We start from the raw sequence: 18,863 nt of genomic DNA, 5'->3' as shown, positions 1-18,863 counted from the left end.
CACTCAAAATTAAGAAGCCGCCGGGCCTCAAATCATCTCTTCGGCGCCCTTGCCGCCGAGCACGATTTCTCCGGCCTCGGCCATGCGACGAGCGATGGTGAGAATTTCTTTCTGCGCCGTTTCCACGTCGCTGACCCGCACCGGCCCCTTGGCTTCGAGGTCGTCGCGCAACAGCTCGCCGGCACGCTTGGACATGTTCTTGAAAATCTTGTCCTTGACTCGCTCGTCGGCGCCTTTGAGGGCCAGTACCAGCACATCGGAAGACACTTCGCGCAACAACGCCTGAATACCGCGATCGTCCACATCCGACAGGTTGTTGAAAACGAACATGAGGTCTTCGATCTGCTCCGAGAGGTCGCCGTCGATGTCGCGAATCGCGTCCATCAACTGACCTTCGATCGAACTGTCGAGGAAGTTCATGATGTCGGCCGCACGCTTGATACCACCCAGGGTGGTACGTGCCGCGTTGGAGTTGCCGGAGAACTGCTTCTCGAGAATCTGGTTGAGTTCTTTCAGGGCGGCCGGCTGCACGGTGTTCAGCGACGACACCCGCAGGATGATGTCCAGACGGACCTTGGCATCGAAATGCCCGAGTACTTCGCCGGCCTGGTCCGGATCCAGATAGGCAACGACTATGGCCTGGATCTGTGGGTGTTCGAAACGAATCACGTCCGCCACGGCGCGCGGCTCCATCCACTTCAGGCTGTCGAGGCCGCTGGTGTTGCCGCCCAAGAGAATGCGGTCGATCAGGCCGTTGGCCTTGTCTTCGCCCAGGGCCTGGTTGAGCATCTTGCGGATGTAAGCGTCGGAGCCCACGCCCAGGCTGGTCTGGTCGCCGACGATCTCGACGAACTCGCTCATGACCTGTTCGACCTGCTCGCGGTGCACGTTGCGCATTTGCGCCATGGCAACACCGACGCGCTGAACCTCTTTGGGGCCCATGTGCCGGAGCACCTGGGCAGCATCGGTTTCGCCAAGGGAAAGCAACAGGATTGCCGCCTTGTCGACCTTGGTCAGCTTGGCCATCAGGGCTCGGTTATCACTCATCGGCGTTAATCCACTCTTTCACGACCTGAGCCACACGACCCGGGTCTTCAGCCACCAGACTCTTGATTGCGTTCAACTGGGCGTCATAACCCTCGCTCGGGCTCGGCAAGAGGATACTTTGCGGCCCGCCCAGGGTGACCCGGTCGTTGGCCAGCTCGCCATCCAGGCCGCCCATGCCACCCAGCTCGGCATCGCCTTCGATACCCATCAGCTGCTTGCCCTTGCCATTGCCGGTGATGTTGTTGAGCACCGGCCGCAGGACGCCGAAGACCAGCACCAGGATGAACAACACACCCATGACTTGCTTGATCACATCCCAGAACCATGGCTGAGAGTAGAACGGAATATCGGCGATGGCTTCGCCGCGGTCGGCAGCGAAAGGCACGTTGATCACACTGACGCTGTCACCACGGCTGGCATCGAAACCGACGGCGTCCTGCACCAGGCGGGTAAAGCGCGCCAACTCTTCGGCGGCCCAGGGCGCACGGGTGGTTTCGCCGGTTGCCGGATTGACCTTGACCTGATCGTCGACGACCACCGCGACCGACAGGCGGGTCAAGCGCCCCTGCTGTTGCCGGGTATGACTGATGGAGCGGTCCAGTTCGAAATTCTTGGTCGACTGCTGACGTTTGTCGGCCGGGTACGGCGCAAGCATCGGCTGGCCCGTGGCCGGGTCCATGATTTGTTGGCCATTGGCATCGAGCAACGGTTGCCCGGGCTGAACCATCCCGGCGGCCGCTTGCGACTGACCGGTCTGTTGCGGCGCCGAGGCCGCACCTGGAGGCTGATTGCTCAGCGCGCCGGGCACACCCTGCGGGCCCATGCTGCTGGAACGCTGTTCATTGACCGATTGCTCACTGCGCAAGGCCGGCTGGTCGGGGTTGAACTGTTCGGAGGTGGACTCGACGGCGCTGAAGTCAACATCGGCGGAGACTTCGGCTTTATAGCGATCGTTACCCAGCACCGGCTGCAGGATATTGTGCACGCGCTGGGTCAACATGCTTTCCATGCGGCGGCTGTAATCGAATTGCTTGCCGGCCATGGTCAGTTCGGAGTTTTCCGCCTGGTCGGAGAGCAGGTTGCCCTTCTGATCGACGACGGTCACCTGGGACTTGCTCAACTCCGGAACACTGGTGGCGACCAGGTTGATGATCGCCATGACCTGACCCGGCTCGAGCGAGCGACCCGAATAGAGTTCGACCAGTACCGAGGCGCTGGGCTTGCGCTCATCGCGCACGAACACCGAACTTTTCGGGATGGCCAGGTGCACCCGGGCACCCTTGACGTTGTTGAGGCTGGAAATGGTCCGCGCCAGTTCGCCTTCCAGGCCGCGCCGGTAACGGGTGGCTTCCATGAACTGGCTGGTGCCCAGGCCCTGGTCCTTGTCGAGAATCTCGAAACCGATGTTGCCGTCACTCGGTGCGACGCCGGCGCCAGCCAGTTTCAGGCGTGCGCGCGACAAATCTTCGGCCTTGACCAACAGAGCGCCGGAGTTGGGTTCCACGGTATAGGGAATATCGGCGGACGCCAGGGTATCCATCACCTGTTTGGCATCCATCCCGGCCAGGCTGCCGAACAGCGGCCGATAGTCCGGCTGCTGCGACCACAAGACAACGGCGAAACCGATCGCAACGCTCGCAGCCAGTCCGACCAACAGGCCAACCTGACGCAGCACCGTCATTTCGGAAAGGTTTTCCAGGAACGCAAGCCCAAGCAGCGGTGGCTTGCCAGCTGCCGGAGCGCTCTTGGCCGGCAAGTTATCGACGGTCGCTTCTGCCATGAGTCAATCTCGTCCTTATACCGGCATCTGCATGATGTCCTGATACGCCTGGACCAACTTGTTGCGTACCTGGGTCAGCGCCTGGAACGATACGCTGGCCTTCTGGGACGCGATCATCACATCCGTCAGATCGATGCCGCTTTTGCCGATCTCGAAGGCGCTGGCCAACTGACTGGAGGCCTGCTGGGTATCGTTGACCTTGTTGACGGCCTGGCCGAGCATGTCGGAAAAACTGCTGGAGCCGACTTCAGGCGCCTGCATGGCTGATTTCGGCTGGGCCATGGCGTCCATCTGCATGGCCCGCATGTCCAACATCAATCGATTGAATTCAACACCTTGGCTCATGGACTACTCTCTCCGACGGCCCGCAATTTTTTGACACTCGTACAGCGACTGCACTGGTGTTAGCAACAAGGGTGCCAGCTCCGCCGGCCGGCCATGATAAATGCCGCAACGGTTTATGTCGCGTACAAACTGGCCTCGACATCCATGCCGGCATCGCGCATCTGCGCCAGCTTGTAGCGCAAGGTCCGCGGGCTGATGCCCAGGCGCTCGGCAGCCTCCTTGCGCCGCCCTCGCTCGGCACGCAGGGTGTCAATGATCATCTGGAATTCGCGCCGACGCAGGTCGTCACCCAGCCCACTCGCCGGCTCGCTGACGCCTGATGCCGGCAAGGGCAAATCCTGAGGTACGATCACAGCTGAGGAGACGGGCAAAGGCAGCATGCCCTGCAGGCAGAAATCCTCGGCCTGGATCACGCCCCCCTGCTGCAGAATCAAGGCGCGCTGGATCGCATTGTCCAGCTCCCGCACATTACCCGGCCAGGCATGCGCCACCAGGCATGCCCTGGCGTGCGCTGACAGCTGTACGGCGGCATGTTTCATTTTATTGACATGGCGAGCCAGCAGACGCTCCGCCAGCGGCAGAATATCGGCAGTGCGCTCGCGCAACGGGCGCCATGCCAGGGGAAAGACCGAGAGGCGGTAGAACAGGTCTTCGCGAAACCGCCCGGCCGCCACGTCCGCCGCCAGATCGCGGTTGGTGGTGGCCACCACGCGAATGTCCAGGGCAATCGGTTTGCGCGCCCCCACCCGTTCCACCTCGCGCTCCTGCAAGACCCGCAGCAGCTTGGCCTGCAGGCCCAATGGCATTTCCGATATCTCGTCCAGTAACAAGGTGCCGCCATCGGCTTGCTCGAACTTGCCCGGCTGCGCCGCGATGGCGCCGGTGAACGCGCCTTTTTCGTGACCGAACAGGGTCGCCTCGAGCATATTGTCCGGAATCGCCGCGCAGTTGATGGCGATAAAGGGCCCACCGACGCGTGGCGATTGCTGATGGATAAAACGGGCCAACACCTCCTTGCCGGTACCGGACTCACCGGAAATCAGCACCGTCGAGTCAGTGCGCGCCACACGTGCTGCCAACTCCAGCAACTGGGCACTGGCAGGCTCGGCCGCAATCGGCCCTTCGGCTTCGGCCGCGACGCGGCCCAGTGCATGCCGGGCCACCAGATCGAGCAAGGCCCTGGGCTCGAACGGCTTGACCAGATAATCCACCGCACCCTGGCGCATGGCGTCGACCGCCCGTTCGACCGCGCCATGGGCCGTCATCAACAGGACCGGCAACTGTGGCTGACGCGCCCGCAAACTGCCGAGCAATTGATGCCCGTCCATGCCCGGCATGTTGACGTCACTGATCACCAGGTTGAACACCTGACTGCCGACAACCTCCAGCGCCTCTTCGGCCGACCCCACCGCCAGATAGGCGTGACCACCCAACTCAAGGGTATCGCCCAGCGCTTCGCGCAAGGCGCGGTCGTCTTCGACCAGCAGTACGTTGATGACCTTCATTGCGATTCCTTCCCGACCGCGGGCCCGATCAGCGGCAACTCGACCAGCGCACAGGTGCCTCGGGCCGGTCGCGAGCGCAGTTGCAGACTGCCCTGATGCGCGCGCGCCACCGCCTTGACCACCGCCAATCCCAGGCCGGTACCGGTGGCCCTGGTGGTCAGAAAGGGCTCGCCCAGGCGCGCCAGCAAGCGGGGCTCGATACCGGCACCGCTGTCGCTGACACACAAGCGCAGGGTCTGCCCACGGGTGTACAGATGGATCTTCAAGCGAATCGGATCACTGCTGGCCTGCAGTGCATTCTCGACCAGATTGAGCAAGGCTCCGACCAGGGTGTCACGGTTGCACAACAACTCACCGGCATGACTGTCACACTGCCAGCGCACAGGAAGCTCACCGACATGGGGCTGCGCCGCGGCCTGCAAGGCCTGGAACAGCGCCTTGGGCCGGATACGGTCGGTCAGCGGCAATTCACCCCGGGCAAACACCAGCATGTCGCGCACCTGATGCTCCAGTTCATGCAGGCGCTCCTTGAGGCGTCCGGCGAAACGCTGCTGGGTCTCGACCGGCAGCGCCTGCTCGGTCAAATGACTGGCATACAACAGCGCCGCCGACAGCGGCGTGCGGATTTGATGGGCCAAGGAAGCGACCATGCGCCCCAGCGACGACAAGCGCTCATGGCGTGCCAACTGATCCTGCAGGTGGCGGGTTTCCGTCAGGTCGTTGAGCAACACCAGCTGCCCTGGCTCGGCATCCAGCGAACGCGTGGCAATCGACAGGCGTCGACCATCACGCAGGGAAATTTCATGACCATCATCGACCCGGGGAGCGAAACAACGGGTAATGACATGCCGCCACAACTCACCGACCAGAGGCTGCCCGAGCAGTTCACAGGCCGCCGGGTTGGCTTCGCGCACTTCGCCATGGCCATCGATCACGATGACCCCGCCTGGCAACAGGTCGAGCAGGTTCTGCAAGCGATTGGCCAGACGCTCCTTTTCCGCCAGCTCCTGCATGCGCTGGGCACTGACCACGGCCAACTCGCCCTTGAGTTCGGTCACCCGCGCTTCAAGCAGGCTGTAAGACTCGTTGAGCCGGGTCGAAACCTGATCGAACAGTGCGAAAGCCTGTTCGCGATCAGGTCGGCTTTCCTGTTCGACGGCACTCGATAGTGGGACGACCTGGGGCATCATGCTCTCTCGCGTGGCTGACCGTCATAAAACGGTATGTTGCGAGCGTTATAGCAATAGACGTGCCGGAATATTTTTTAACCACTGGAGGAGGTATTTCAGGAAGCTGTCAGGGGAGGCTCAGTCAACCAGACACGGCATTGCGCCAAATCAGAGAGGGTGTGCATCACTGCACCGGGCACATCCTTGTGCCCTGCTGCAAGCAGGCGAGCGTCAATCCTCTGCCTGTTCATCTCCATCGCGGCGGCTCATGCCGTACTTGCGCATTTTCTCCACCAGCGTGGTGCGGCGGATGCGCAGGCGTTCAGCGGCACGGGCGACGATCCCATTGGCATCGTCCAGCGCCTGCTGGATCAAGCCCTGCTCAAGCCCACCGAGGTAATCCTTCAGATCCAGGCCTTCGGGTGGCAGCATCGCACCGACGCTGAGCTCCTGCGGCATGCCATTGATCGCCACCCGCTCTTCCAGGTCGGTGCGCAGGTTGTCGACCATGTGCTCGTCTTCATCGTCGACATAGCGGAACTTCTTCGGCAACTCGGCGACGCCTATCACCCCGTACGGATGCATGATCGCCATACGCTCGACCAGGTTGGCGAGCTCGCGGACGTTGCCCGGCCATCCGTGCCGGCACAGAGACATGATTGCCGCCGAGTTGAAGCGGATCGAACCGCGCTTCTCGTGCTCCATGCGCGAGATCAGCTCGTTCATCAGCAGCGGAATGTCTTCGACTCGCTCGCGCAGTGGCGCCATGTCGATCGGGAACACGTTCAAGCGATAGTACAGGTCCTCGCGAAAGGTCCCGACCTCGATCATGCTCTCCAGATTCTTGTGGGTGGCGGCAATGATCCGCACATCGATGCTCTGGGTCTTGTTGCTGCCCACACGCTCGAAGGTGCGCTCCTGCAACACGCGCAGCAGCTTGACCTGCATCGGCAGCGGCATGTCGCCGATCTCGTCGAGGAACAGCGTGCCGCCGTTGGCCAGTTCGAAACGACCGGCGCGGCTGGTGATGGCACCGGTGAAAGCGCCCTTCTCATGACCGAACAGTTCGCTTTCGAGCAATTCCGCGGGAATCGCCCCGCAGTTGACCGGCACGAACGGCGCGTCGCGACGCTTGGAGTGGTAGTGAAGATTACGCGCGACCACTTCCTTGCCCGTACCCGACTCGCCGAGAATCAGGACGCTGGCATCGGTGTCGGCCACCTGCTGCATCATCTGGCGAACGTGCTGGATCGCCCGGCTGGTACCGACCAGGCTACGGAACAGGTTCGGCTCACGCTGACGACCGCGCTCGCGCGCCTGGTCGTATACCTCGCGATAGACCTGGGCGCGGTGCAGCGAATCGAGCAGCTTGCTGTAGCTCGGCGGCATTTCCAGGCTGGAGAGCACGCGGCGGCGCTGGTCTTCGGGCAGGTCTGCCGAAGAATTTTCACCTAAAAGCAGAACGGGAAGGAACTCATCCCAGGTGGCCACTGTCTTAAGCAGAGCCAGAACACCGCCCGGAGCATTGACGGTCCCGATCAGGACACAAAGTACTTCACGACTGGATGACGAACCGACAACCTGCTGCCAATCATGGCTTGAGCAGGAAAAATTTTCTTCCCCGAGAAAATTCAAAATCACCGCCATGTCGCGGCGGCGCACGCTATCGTCATCGATCAGCAGAATTTTGGTTTCACGCCACATGCAATAGCAACTTCCCTAGTCAACTCGGCGCCCCAAATGCAGGGCCTGCTCGACATCTTTGGCGATGGTCAGCTCGTAGACGTCTGAATTATTCAATCAGCCACTAGTTAAGTCAAAAAACCGTACACAGTCAAATTTATGGCGCACTACTTTTCGAACCACCCAGTCAGCCGAACAGATGGTAAACCTTTGCTGCGTTTTTCGCTTGGTTGATCTGAGACATCTCGTCGACAATCGCCTGACGCTCGCCACTTGCAACTTCGATCAGTTGCCGATAGACACCCTGCAGCTCTTCCAGATTGGCACGCAGGGCGCCCTCGTCCAGTACCGCCTCATTCAGCGCATCTTCCATCCACGAGCGGCACGCCAGATCCAGTTGACCTATGGCCTCCCAGTCACGCTCAGCCAGTGCCCCGATCAGGGCTTCGCGAGTTTCTTCGATGCGCTTGAGCACGGCACTCATGTCACTCTCCTCAGTGCAGCCCACTATTGTTGACCAATTGCGTCCCAGCCTTCCTTGACCGTCGTCAACAATCCGCTGACTTCATCGAGGAGGGATACGTCGTTGTTCAGGTTTGCTTCGGTCAAGCGACGAATCATGTACAGGTACAACGCATCAATACGTTCGAGGTCGGCAGTCATGTTGTCCCGGTCCAGGCCTTCGCGCAAACCACCGATAATGCCGATGGCCTTACCGATCGCCAGACCCTTGTTGGCGATTTCCTTGCGCTCCAGAGCACCCTTGGCCTGGGCGATCCGATCCAGGCCACCTTCCATCAACATTTGCACCAGACGATGGGGGCTGGCTTCGGAAGTCTGCGCCTGGGCACCGATTTTCTGATACTGCCGAAGGGCTAACATCGGGTTCATGCTTGTACCTCACCACATATCGTTTAGCTGTATGACCGAATTATCGGCGTCGCGTCAAAAAACTTTAGAGAAAACGCAAAAGCCCGGCAAACGCAAATGCGCTGCCGGGCTTTTGGCACCCGATTACTTACGAGTTGGCCTTCTGTGCATTCATGGCATCGAACATCGAAGTGATATTGCTGGCAGTTGCCTTCAGCTTGCCCACCAGCGCATCCATGGCGTTGTACTTCTTGCTCAGTGACGCGGTCAGGTTGGTGATGCGCACATCCAGGTTGGCCTGCTGGGTGGCCAGACTCTTTTTCGTCGCCTCGAGCGTTTTCGAGCGCGAAGCGAAAATGCCGTCACTACCGGTGTATGGCGCGATCGCATTACTCATGCGTGACAGCAGACCATCATTGGCATTGAACAGGTTCTGAATCTCGCTACCGAGCTTTTTATCGGTGAGCGCAGAAGTAAACGTGGTGCTGTTGAACTCCAGGGTACCGTCTGCCTGCACGGTGTTGATACCCAGTTGCGAAAGCACCTTCAATTGACCATTGCCGCCAGAAGCCGGCACCACCAGCTCATTGCGCAGGGACGAAAGCAGGCCGCGCACCGAAGCATCGCCGGTCAGCGGGGCAGTCTTGGTCAGCTTGCCATCCGCATCCTCGGTGGTCTTGGTCAGGGTGTTGATGGTCTTGATCAGATTGTTATAGGCATCGACAAATGACTGCACCGAAGTTTTCAAACCATCGGTGTTGGTACCCACGGTCACGGTCGAGCTACCCGCAGCCACCAGATTGAAACTCAAGCCACTGATAGCCTGGTCCACCGTATTGGACTTGCTGGTCATGCTCATCCCGTCGACGGTGAACGCCGCATCGGCTGCCAGGGCGTTGATATAGCCCCCACCCGACCCGGTCATCTTCGAGGTGCCATCGATGATCAGCTCGGGAATACCACTAGTGGAAAGGTCGGAATTCGCACCGGTAGTGGTCGAGCTCAGCACCAGGCGCGAATCGGTACCATCATTGATGATGTTGGCAGTGATGCCTTTGGACTGCAGGGTGCTGTTTATCGAGTCCCGAACCGACTGCAAAGTGGCACCCGAGCCAATGTCCACCGTGTAATCGACCTGGCTGGCACCGCTGCCCTGGCTGATCGTCAACTGACCGGCAGTAATAGCGGTACCGATGCCCAACGGCTTGCTGGCGATCTTCGAGGCCGTGGCCAGGCTTCCCACTTCAATGGCATAGGTGCCGCTGACTGCCGTGTTGCTGGCCGTTGCGGTGACGAACTTGGTATCCGACGAGGTAGCGGCAAACGCCAGAAAGGCCGGCGAGGTCGAACTCTTGAGTTTGTCCAGCGAGGCTTGATAGGCCGACAGTGCGCTCGTCAATGTGCCAATGGCGGAGATAGACGCGGTATTGGAGTTGAGCTGACGGGTGATCTGAGCTTGCTTGGGCTGCTTTTCGGCGGCAACCAGGGCGTCTACGATGGAGGAGGTGTTGATACCCGACCCCAGCCCCAAACTTGGTAGAATTGGACTTGCCATAACTTTCTCCTTTTCTGGTTAACGCCGATTTTTTGACCATCCCTATCGAGGACAAGTCGCGAACAATTATCGCGCCAGCGTTCAGACTTTCTCGTTGAACAACAGGCTACTGGCGTCGCTCAGACTCTTGGCCAACTCCAGCGCGGTTTGCGATGGAATCTGGCGAATGACTTCGCCACTGTCCCGCGCGATGACTTTGACAACCACCTGGCCAGAGGATTTATCCACCGAAAACTCCAGGTTGCGCTGCATCGACTGGACAAAATCCTGGATTTCCTTGACGGCCGTTTTCAACTGGCTTTCGTCTGGAGTCTTTTCCACGGCGCTGACTTTGGCACTGGCATTGGTGGCCGCCGGTTTTTCATCCGCCTTATCGGCATTCCCGCTGAACGCAGCCGAGGCCGGATAAGACGAGTTCAACCTGACGCTCATATCCATTTCCATCACCTCCAAAGTAAAAAGCGAGAGAATACGCCATGCGCATCCCCTCGCCCGATTTCACCCGATTATTACTGAAGCAGCTTCAGTACAGCGGATGGCAGTTGGTTGGCCTGAGCCAGGACTGCGGTGGACGCTTGCTGCAGAGTCTGCTGCTTGGTCAGCTGAGCGGTTTCCGAAGCGAAGTCGGTGTCCTGAACGCGGCCTTGAGCGGCAGTGGCGTTCTCGTTCATGCTTTGCAGGTTGTTGATGGTGCTCTGGAAGCGGTTTTGCACAGCACCCAGGTCCGACTTCTTGTTGTCGATGGTTTGCAGAGCAGCGTCGATCGCGGTCAACGCGCCGTCCACAGCGGTGTGTACCGCGGAGTCCGAAGTACCCGAGATCGCCAGGGCGCCAGTACCCACAGCCAGGGTGGAAGCGGCGAAGCTGGTGCTCATGACAACGCTGATGATCTGGTCGGTACCGGTCATGGCGCCAACCTGGAATTGCATGGTACCGGCGCTGCCGTCCAGCAGGTGCTTGCTGGTGCCGTAGGTGGTGGAGCTGGCGATACGAGTGATTTCGTCGGACTTGGCCGCGAATTCCTTGTTCAGCGCCGCACGTTCAGTGGTGCCGTTGGAGTCGTTACGAGCCTGCAGAGCCAGTTCACGCATACGCTGCAGGATGTTGGTCATTTCAGACAGAGCGCCTTCAGCGGTCTGAGTGATCGACGTACCATCGTTGGCGTTTTTGATCGCAACGGTCGAACCGGTGATCATGGTTTGCAGTTTGTTCGCGATCTGCTGACCAGCGGCGTCGTCTTTGGCGCTGTTGATGCGCAGGCCGGAAGACAGGCGGGTCATCGAAGTGCTCAGCGAGTCGGAAGCGCGGTTCAGGTTCTTCTGCACGCCCAGCGAAGTGGTGTTGGTGTTTACGGTTAATGCCATGACGAATTCCTCGTTGGATGGATACTGCGGCTTCCGGCCCTGGCATCCGCCGGGTGTGGCCTAGAGAACCTTCGTAATGGTTATCGTCGTTGCTCGCGGTTGCTTTAGGGAATTTTCTAAAAAAAATGCCATCACGCTGCCATCCCTTGTAAATCCGGGGGATTGCGCTGGATTCGGCGCAAAAATCGCGAGCCAGACAGTCCGGCAAAATGTGACGAACTTCACGATCTCCGAATCGCCCTCAGGCTTTGCCAACCTGCCCCAGGAGCTCGACAAGCTCGTATTCGAGATAATCGGCAACACCGATCCAGTCCTGGGCCTGTTGCGCGGTGAACACGGCCGCCAGTATTGCCGCCGATTGCTGCTGTATCGCCACGGGCTCAGCATCGAACACCCGCAACAAGCGGTCGAACATTTCGACCATCTCCAGACCGCCCTCGATATCGCGCCCCAGACGAAACAAGCCCGCACACTGGCGAGCCATCGCCTGATGATTGTTCAGGTTCATTGGCAGAACTCCGAGGCGAAGGTTGTGCCAGCGATCAGTGCGCCAGCTCGACTGGTATTGAGAAACCGGACCTGCGGATGGGCGGCAATGTAGCGCTCCAGCTCACACAGGTAGCCGCGAAAGTTCAACTGGGTCACGACTCGCTGCCCGTGCCCATCGAGTACCCAGTGCCGGGCCTTTTCCAGCTTCGGCCCAAGGTCGCCGTCGCTCCAGCCGGTATGGGTCTTGTTCATCGGGAAAGCGAAATCGGCACCGAACAGGGTGATCTGACGCATACCCATCTTCACCGCCAGATCCACCGCCGGATGGATGACACTGCCACCGACGAACAGACTACCGCGAGGGATTTGTTCGCGTACCGCGTCATACAGCGGGCTAGCCGAATAACCGACATGGCGCGGCCCGCGCCAGGACGCCAGCACATCGGTGTCAAGCATGGGCATGTAGACCAGAGTGGTCTCGGCCGAGGCATCGGCCGGCAAATGACGGGGGCGGATATTGTGATCGACGCTGACCACCAGGTCAGCCCTGATGCCCTGTTCGAGCAAGGGCCGATAAGCGGTGTCGACACAGATGAAGTAGGGCCGCACGGCCTGTTCGCGGATATTGCGCAAGGCGCTGAAATGCGTTTCCAGGCTCGGCCCGGTGGCAATCACGAAACAGTCCTGCCCCTGCCGACTGTCAAACAGCTCGGCGACATCGCGATCGCTACGCAGCAGATCCAGACTCTTGTTCAGCAACGCGATCAGGCGCGGATCGGCGCTATCGAATGAGCGATTGTTGAACGACAGGTGCGTCTCACTGACCAGTCTGTCGCGAATCCTGGCGTTGAATTCATCCGCCAGGACAATCTCGGCCGGCAGGGCAAAATACGGCAGCCCAATCTCGCGGCTGTCGCCAGCCCAGGCTAGTTCGACCCGTGGGTCGGCCAGCCATTGCGACTGGTCGAGCACCTCGAGTACAAGCTTGAACAATGCCCCGTTCAGTACATGAACACACAAGCATTGCAAGCTGGATGATTCGAGCAGAACTTGTTGCAGGTCGCCCAGGCCGGTACCGTACAAATGCAGCAAGGCGCTTGCAGGCGGCAGGCTGGCAGCCTGAAAGCGCGCTTCGGCGCCACGGTCGTGGCGACTGCTGAGCTGGATTCCGCAGACCTTGAGCGTAGTGCCAATCAGTTCCACGTCCAGCGAGCTACTGTCTTCGCCGAGCAGGCGTTGATACAGTCCTGGCCAGCGCGTGCGAAGGAGCTGCGCGTTGCGCTGAAAGATCTCGCTCATGGCTCGAACATCCCTTGTGTGCATAAAGGTCGCAGCTTAACTCAGCCACGACACTTCCTGCAGCCGGCAGAGATCAGGGCCGGTAAATTATCGCCGAACCCCAGGACAGGCCAACGCCGAATCCACTGAGCGCCACACGCTTCCATTTAGCGTCCAGCACGTGTTTTTCCAACAGCAGAGGAATACTCGAAGACACGGTATTGCCGGTCTCGACCATGTCCTTGATGAATTTCTCCGGCTCGTCTTCAAAGCGCCGCGCCACCGCATCGACGATAGCCGCGCTGCCCTGGTGAATGCAGAACGCATCGATATCGGTGGACTTGAGCCCCGAATCGGCAAGCAATTCATGCAAGTGCGCCGGCACCTTGAGCAAGGCAAAATTGAATACCTGACGACCGTTCATGAAGAACGTGCCATCGGAGACCTTCAAGTGCGGCGCACCGGAGCCGTCGGTACCGAATTTGGCCTTGCCCAACTGCCAGGTGGCATCTTCACCCATCCAGGTAGCGGTGGCGGCGTCGCCGAACAGCATGGTGGTGTTGCGATCTTCGGCGTCGACGATTTTCGAATAGGGATCGGCGGTAATCAGCAGGCCATTCTTCAGGCCGGCGGCTTCCATGAAGCCCTTCAGGGCATAGATGCCATAGACATACCCAGAGCAACCCAGGGAAATGTCGAACGCAGCCACGCTGGTCGGCAAGCCGAGTTTGTCCTGGACGATGGCCGCGGTGTGCGGAAGACCTTCTTCATCGCCGTTCTGGGTGACGACGATCAGCGCGTCGATGGACTCGCGCTTGAGCTCCGGATTATTGGCAAATAATGCATTGGCAGCCTCGACACAGAGGTCTGAGGTTTCCTGCTCGGAGGACATGCGCGGCAAGAAGGCGGAGCCGATCTTGCCGAGGATGAACTCTTCATCCTTTTCGAATTTGGCACCCTGCGCGTAGTTGTCCAAGCCGTCCGCTGGCACATAACTCGCGATGCTTTTAATGCCGATCATCTTGGCTTCCCAAAATAGTTAAATGCTCAATACCACCGCTCGCATGATCGAGGGGTGCCGACAAACAGGGATTTTCACCGCCCGCGTGACAAGGCGGCAGCGGAAGATGACGACGGCAAAACCGGCATCTCCCGTTAACGGGTTATAGTGAAGATGCACGTTGTGACCTACAGGTCACTCAGATTCACAGACAATGCCACATTTTGCAAAACCCCGTCATGCCAGAGTCACAGGATCATACTCCAATTCAGTGCAGTGCCTTTGCCCAACGCCTGGCGGGCGCAGCGCCCTAGCACGGCATCCAGGTGGCGTGGCGCCAGCCCTAGCCCGGGGCGGATGGCGCGCACGTTGCTGGCATCGAATGCCTCACCTGCCTGCATGTCTCGTACCACATAGAGAGAACGCCGGTAGACCAAGGACGCACGCTCGATCGCGCTGACGCCATAGTGCACCTGCCCCAGGGACTGCCAGGCCCGTTCGGTCTCGACCACCAGGCTGGCCATTTCGGCGGGCTCGAGCGAAAAGCTGGCATCCACGCCACCGGCACTGCGATCGAGTGTGAAATGCTTCTCCACCACGCTCGCCCCGAGCGCCACGGCGGCAATCGCGGCCCCCACCCCCAGGGTATGGTCGGAAAGCCCCACTTCACAGCCAAACATCTCCCTCAGGTGGGGGATCGTGCGCACGTGGCTGTGTTCCGGCGAAGCCGGATAGGTGCTGGTGCACTTGAGCAGCACCAGGTTCTTGCAGCCGGCGGCGCGCGCAGTACGCACCGTTTCGTCCAATTCAGCGACGCTGGCCATACCCGTGGAGATGATCAGTGGCTTGCCCGTGGCCGCCACCCGGCGAATCAGTGGCAGATCGGTGTTTTCGAAGCTGGCGATCTTGTAGAGGGGAACATCCAGCGATTCGAGAAAATCCACGCTGGTCTCGTCGAAGGGCGTGGAAAATGCCAGCATCCCCAGTTCGCGAGCGCGCTCGAACAGTGGCCTGTGCCATTCCCAGGGGGTATGGGCCTGCTGGTACAAGGCATGCAACGAAGTGCCGGCCCAGGGGCTGGCGGGGTCTTCGATGTAAAACTCGCCGTGGGCGAGGTCCAGGGTCATGGTATCAGCAGTGTAAGTCTGCAGTTTCAGAGCATGGGCTCCGGCTTTCGCCGCCGCCTCGACAATGGCCAGGGCCCGCTCCAGCGATTGATTGTGATTACCACTCATCTCGGCGATAACCAGGGGCGGAGCATCGCGACCGATACGGCGCGTACCGATGGTAAAACTGCTCATTGAGACTGATCCTCGAAAACGCGCTCGAAACAGCATTCGGCCTGATTGAAACCGGCGCTTTGAAACAGCGCCAGGGAGACCTGATTGGAGGGCAGCACTTTCGCCTCGATAGCGCAGAGCCCGGGCCAGACATTACGCAAAAAACGCTCGCCACATGCCAGCAGCGCCCTGCCCCAGCCAACCCCGAAACGCCCGTCGAACAGGTAAATGGAGACTTCTGCACGATCTTGCTCACGCCGGTCGTAGCGCAATATACCGACCGGACCGTCAGCGGCCTCGGCAACCAGCAACAGCCGCTTCGGATCGTCCAGCACAGTCTTCAGCCAGGCAAGATGTTCGTGCCAGTCCAATGCCCCGCCATTGCCAGCCCAGCGCCGTACCGCAGGAGCATTGCGGCCGTCGAACAGCAAGCGCGCGTCGCTGCTTGCAGCAGCGCGCAACTGCAGGTGTTCAGACATCAAGGCCACCGCGACGCGCTTGGCGCCCAGGCCGTCGACCAGGGAGCGGCCACAGTCGGCAAAACTCTGGCGCAACGCCGGGTTTCCCAGCATCAGTGCTATCGCCTGGCGCAAGCTTTCGACCTCGATCTCTTCCTTGCGCCCCAGATACAAGTGCCCGCCCGCGGCTGCCAGCGCCTGGGCATTGGCCTGCTGGTTATCGGCCACGACAATACACAGGGTCGGCACGCCGAGCACGCAGCGCTCCCAAGTGGTGCCACCGCCAGCCCCAATAGCCAGATCGGCCGCCGCCATACGCTCAGGCAGGTCCTCGGCATACGCCGCCAGTTGCCAGGCAGGCTTTTGCGCGCACAGTACCTGCAATTGCGCCCAGGCTGGATTCGCGCGGCCGGCAATGCAGTCCACCAGCACATCGTCGACCCCGGCCAGCGCCTGGAGCGCCTTGAGCGTCAGGCCTGCGGGATCGAAGCCACCAAAGTTGACCAGCACCCGCCGCGCCCGCGCAGTGATTGCCCGCGGCTCACGGCAAAATTCCGGGCGGATCAACGCGAAGTGCGGTCCCAGCAGGGTCCGACAACCTTCACGCAGGTACGGCGCATAGAGGGCTGCGCTGGCAGTGAAATTCTGATCCAGCAACAGATCGGCGTCATGCTCGCGATTGGCAAGATCGTCGATGACCGCGATTCGTCGTGCCCATTGTCGCGCAGCACGGTGCCAGCGCCGATCCAGACCGTAGTGATCGATCAGAATCCAGTCAAACACCGCTGCGACCGGCACCATCGACTGCAACGCGGCAATGTCCGCCTCCCAGGGCAGTGGCGCTTCGATGCTCGCCCCTGGCTGCTCGCCCGGATACCGAGCCGCAAGCCACAATACGGGATAACCGGCAGCCTGTAGCTGATCTCCAAGGTGGCCATCGAGTGAACGACAGGCAAAGGTCACTTGCGCACCGAAGGCACGCAACTGCGCCGACAGCGTCATGCACCTGATGACATGGCCACTGCCAATGCTCGACGAAGCATCGGCTCGAATCAGAATATTCACGGCTCCAGTTCCCCACCGGCGAGCAATGCCGAATGCAGATGTTCGGCGCGCACCCAGTCCTCTTCGCTATCGATATCCTGAACCAGATGCCGTGGCAGCATCACCGGCAGGCTTTGTGCAGAATACAAGGTATCGCCTGCCAACCAGGCACTGGTGCGCCCCCAATAAAATTGCCCGGCATCCTGGTAGGCCGGCGGCAGATCCTGCGAGCGGGTTTCCCGGTATTGCGGGTACAGGGGCGTCAATGCACCGTCGACGGTCAGGGCCAGAGCGCGCTGCACCGGAAAGCCGAAACTGCAGACGGAAAACGCAAAGGACTTCTCGGGCTGCGCCTGTAACTGCTCGAACCCCTGGCGCAGATAACGGCGCTGCAACAGCGGCGCAGTGGCGTAAATACAGCATGCAAAGTGCGGGCGACGCCCCGACGCAGCCAGCGCCTGCAGGGCATGCACCACGACGGCGGCCGTAGTTGCATGGTCGTCGGCCAGCTCGGCCGGACGCATGAACGGCACCTCGGCGCCATGCGCACGGGCCACTTCGGCAATATCTTCATCATCAGTACTGACCACGATCCGGTCGAACAACCCGCTGCCAAGGGCCGCACGAATCGACCAGGCAATGATTGGCACACCCTTGAAAGACTTGAGATTCTTGCCGACGATGCGCTTGCTGCCACCACGAGCGGGAATGATGGCGACAACCTCATTCACTTCATCCATACATCGCTCTCATGCTCATGGGTTGTGCCAGCACCCTGCGCAACTGCCAAATCACCTCGTCCTGCTGCTCATCGGTCAAGTCCGGGTAAAGCGGCAAGGTGAGCGCTTGCGCATAATACCGCTCGGCCTCGGGGAAATCTCCCGGAGCAAACCCCAGATCGCGATAGTACGGTTGCAGATGAATTGGAATGTAATGCAGGTTGACCCCGATGCCGGCCTGACGCAGATCATCGAATATCTCGCGCTGCGTGCGCCCGACCGCTCCACAGTGCAGCCGGACCACATACATGTGCCAGGCCGATTCCGCCTCAGGCTGCTTCTCTGGAAGACCCAGTGGCAGATCGACAAGCAACCGCTGATAACGATCCGCCAGTGCACGTCGCCGCGCCAGAAAAGCGTCGAGCCGCACCAGTTGCGAGAGCCCTAACGCCGCCTGAAGATCGGACAGGCGATAGTTGTAACCCAATTCCAGTTGCTGGTAGTACCAGTCGCCATGGGCCGGCTCGGTCATCTGGGCCGGATCCCGGGTAATGCCGTGACTACGCAACCGACGCAGGCGTTCAGCCAGGTGCGGCTGGTTGGTCAGGACCATGCCACCTTCTGCCGTGGTGATGATCTTGACCGGATGAAAGCTGAAAATGGTCATGTCGGCGAATTCGCCGCACCCGACCGGCTTGCCGGCGTAACTCGCGCCCACCGCATGCGCGGCGTCCTCAATCACCAGGAAGCCATAGCGCTTGGCCAATCGGGAGATGGCCCGCAAGTCGCAGCTTTGCCCGGCAAACGCGACAGCCACGACGACTTTGGGCAGCTTTCCGGCGGCTTCGGCCTTTGCCAGCCTGGTCTCAAGTAATCCGGCATCGAGGTTCAGCGTCGCCGGATCGATATCGACGAAATCCACCGAGGCACCGCAATAGCGGGCACAGTTGGCCGAGGCGACAAAACTGTTGGGGCTGGTCCAGAGCCAATCGCCCGGACCCAGCCCGGCCGCCAGGCAGGCGATGTGCAAGGCCGCCGTGGCGTTGCACACCGCCACCGCATGCCTGGCCTGGCAACGATCTGCCAGCGCCGCTTCGAAGCGTTCGACTTTCGGCCCCTGAGTCAGCCAGTCGGAGCGCAACACCTCGACCACCGCATCGATGTCCGCCTGCTCCACACTCTGGCGACCGTAGGCAATCATGCTGGCAAACCCGCAAGCAATTCAGACCGTTGTTCCACGCCAGGAAATTCCGTGCTACCTGAGATCAATATGGATT

General features: G+C 60.3%; 18 protein-coding genes. All 18 read right to left on the bottom strand.

Annotation, left to right across the window (positions count from 1 at the left end; genetic code table 11):
* Positions 1-27 precede the first annotated feature (27 nt).
* Entirely contained in the window at positions 28-1,047 is a 1,020-nt protein-coding gene (gene fliG, locus F2S13_RS20310; RefSeq protein WP_166364093.1) for a flagellar motor switch protein FliG, read from the bottom strand.
* Positions 1,040-2,827 carry a flagellar basal-body MS-ring/collar protein FliF gene (fliF, locus tag F2S13_RS20305; protein ID WP_166364091.1) on the bottom strand — a complete coding sequence of 596 codons (1,788 nt, stop codon included), beginning with the start codon at positions 2,825-2,827 and terminating at the stop codon, positions 1,040-1,042. The genes fliG and fliF overlap by 8 nt, the downstream gene beginning before the upstream one ends.
* 15 nt (positions 2,828-2,842) lie before the next feature.
* Positions 2,843-3,172, bottom strand: a complete 330-nt coding sequence (gene fliE / locus F2S13_RS20300; RefSeq protein WP_166364089.1) for a flagellar hook-basal body complex protein FliE — start codon at positions 3,170-3,172, stop codon at positions 2,843-2,845.
* 113 nt (positions 3,173-3,285) lie between these two features.
* Positions 3,286-4,677 carry a sigma-54-dependent transcriptional regulator gene (locus F2S13_RS20295; RefSeq protein ID WP_166364087.1) on the bottom strand — a complete coding sequence of 464 codons (1,392 nt, stop codon included), beginning with the start codon at positions 4,675-4,677 and terminating at the stop codon, positions 3,286-3,288.
* Complete coding sequence (locus F2S13_RS20290) at positions 4,674-5,864, bottom strand: sensor histidine kinase (RefSeq protein ID WP_166364085.1); 1,191 nt, start codon at positions 5,862-5,864, stop codon at positions 4,674-4,676. Before F2S13_RS20290 ends, F2S13_RS20295 begins: the two co-directional genes overlap by 4 nt.
* 213 nt (positions 5,865-6,077) lie before the next feature.
* Entirely contained in the window at positions 6,078-7,550 is a 1,473-nt protein-coding gene (locus F2S13_RS20285; RefSeq protein ID WP_166364083.1) for a sigma-54 dependent transcriptional regulator, read from the bottom strand.
* Between the two features lie 166 nt (positions 7,551-7,716).
* The gene (locus F2S13_RS20280) at positions 7,717-8,013 is read right to left on the bottom strand and encodes a flagellar protein FliT (RefSeq protein ID WP_166364081.1); all 297 of its coding nucleotides are present in this window, start codon (positions 8,011-8,013) and stop codon (positions 7,717-7,719) included.
* 23 nt (positions 8,014-8,036) lie between these two features.
* A complete protein-coding gene (gene fliS, locus F2S13_RS20275; protein ID WP_166364080.1) occupies positions 8,037-8,420 on the bottom strand; it encodes a flagellar export chaperone FliS in 384 nt (127 codons plus the stop codon).
* 127 nt (positions 8,421-8,547) lie between these two features.
* On the bottom strand, positions 8,548-9,954 hold the full coding sequence (fliD, locus tag F2S13_RS20270; protein WP_166364078.1) for a flagellar filament capping protein FliD: 1,407 nt from the start codon (positions 9,952-9,954) through the stop codon (positions 8,548-8,550).
* Positions 9,955-10,035: 81 nt separating this feature from the next.
* Positions 10,036-10,392 carry a flagellar protein FlaG gene (locus F2S13_RS20265; protein WP_166364076.1) on the bottom strand — a complete coding sequence of 119 codons (357 nt, stop codon included), beginning with the start codon at positions 10,390-10,392 and terminating at the stop codon, positions 10,036-10,038.
* A 71-nt stretch (positions 10,393-10,463) separates the two neighbouring features.
* Entirely contained in the window at positions 10,464-11,318 is an 855-nt protein-coding gene (locus F2S13_RS20260) for a flagellin domain-containing protein (protein WP_166364074.1), read from the bottom strand.
* Between the two features lie 241 nt (positions 11,319-11,559).
* Positions 11,560-11,826 (bottom strand): hypothetical protein, encoded by a 267-nt coding sequence (locus F2S13_RS20255; protein ID WP_166364072.1) that lies wholly within the window; start codon positions 11,824-11,826, stop codon positions 11,560-11,562.
* Positions 11,823-13,106: a motility associated factor glycosyltransferase family protein gene (locus F2S13_RS20250; protein ID WP_166364070.1), complete on the bottom strand. Its 1,284-nt coding sequence runs from the start codon at positions 13,104-13,106 to the stop codon at positions 11,823-11,825. The genes F2S13_RS20255 and F2S13_RS20250 overlap by 4 nt, the downstream gene beginning before the upstream one ends.
* Before the next feature lie 73 nt (positions 13,107-13,179).
* Positions 13,180-14,106: a ketoacyl-ACP synthase III gene (locus F2S13_RS20245; protein ID WP_166364068.1), complete on the bottom strand. Its 927-nt coding sequence runs from the start codon at positions 14,104-14,106 to the stop codon at positions 13,180-13,182.
* Positions 14,107-14,333: 227 nt separating this feature from the next.
* Positions 14,334-15,386 (bottom strand): pseudaminic acid synthase, encoded by a 1,053-nt coding sequence (pseI, locus tag F2S13_RS20240; protein WP_166364066.1) that lies wholly within the window; start codon positions 15,384-15,386, stop codon positions 14,334-14,336.
* Positions 15,383-16,888, bottom strand: coding sequence for a UDP-2,4-diacetamido-2,4,6-trideoxy-beta-L-altropyranose hydrolase (gene pseG, locus F2S13_RS20235; protein ID WP_166364064.1), 1,506 nt, complete (start codon positions 16,886-16,888; stop codon positions 15,383-15,385). The genes pseI and pseG overlap by 4 nt, the downstream gene beginning before the upstream one ends.
* Positions 16,885-17,607 (bottom strand): pseudaminic acid cytidylyltransferase, encoded by a 723-nt coding sequence (gene pseF, locus F2S13_RS20230; RefSeq protein WP_166364062.1) that lies wholly within the window; start codon positions 17,605-17,607, stop codon positions 16,885-16,887. The genes pseG and pseF overlap by 4 nt, the downstream gene beginning before the upstream one ends.
* Positions 17,600-18,787: a UDP-4-amino-4,6-dideoxy-N-acetyl-beta-L-altrosamine transaminase gene (pseC, locus tag F2S13_RS20225; RefSeq protein ID WP_166364060.1), complete on the bottom strand. Its 1,188-nt coding sequence runs from the start codon at positions 18,785-18,787 to the stop codon at positions 17,600-17,602. Before pseC ends, pseF begins: the two co-directional genes overlap by 8 nt.
* Between the last annotated feature and the right edge of the window lie 76 nt (positions 18,788-18,863).

This window comes from Pseudomonas akapageensis (assembly GCF_011355085.1).
Taxonomy (GTDB): domain Bacteria; phylum Pseudomonadota; class Gammaproteobacteria; order Pseudomonadales; family Pseudomonadaceae; genus Aquipseudomonas; species Aquipseudomonas akapageensis.
Note: the sequence above shows the minus strand (reverse complement) of the source record. Positions and strands in the feature narration are given on the sequence as shown.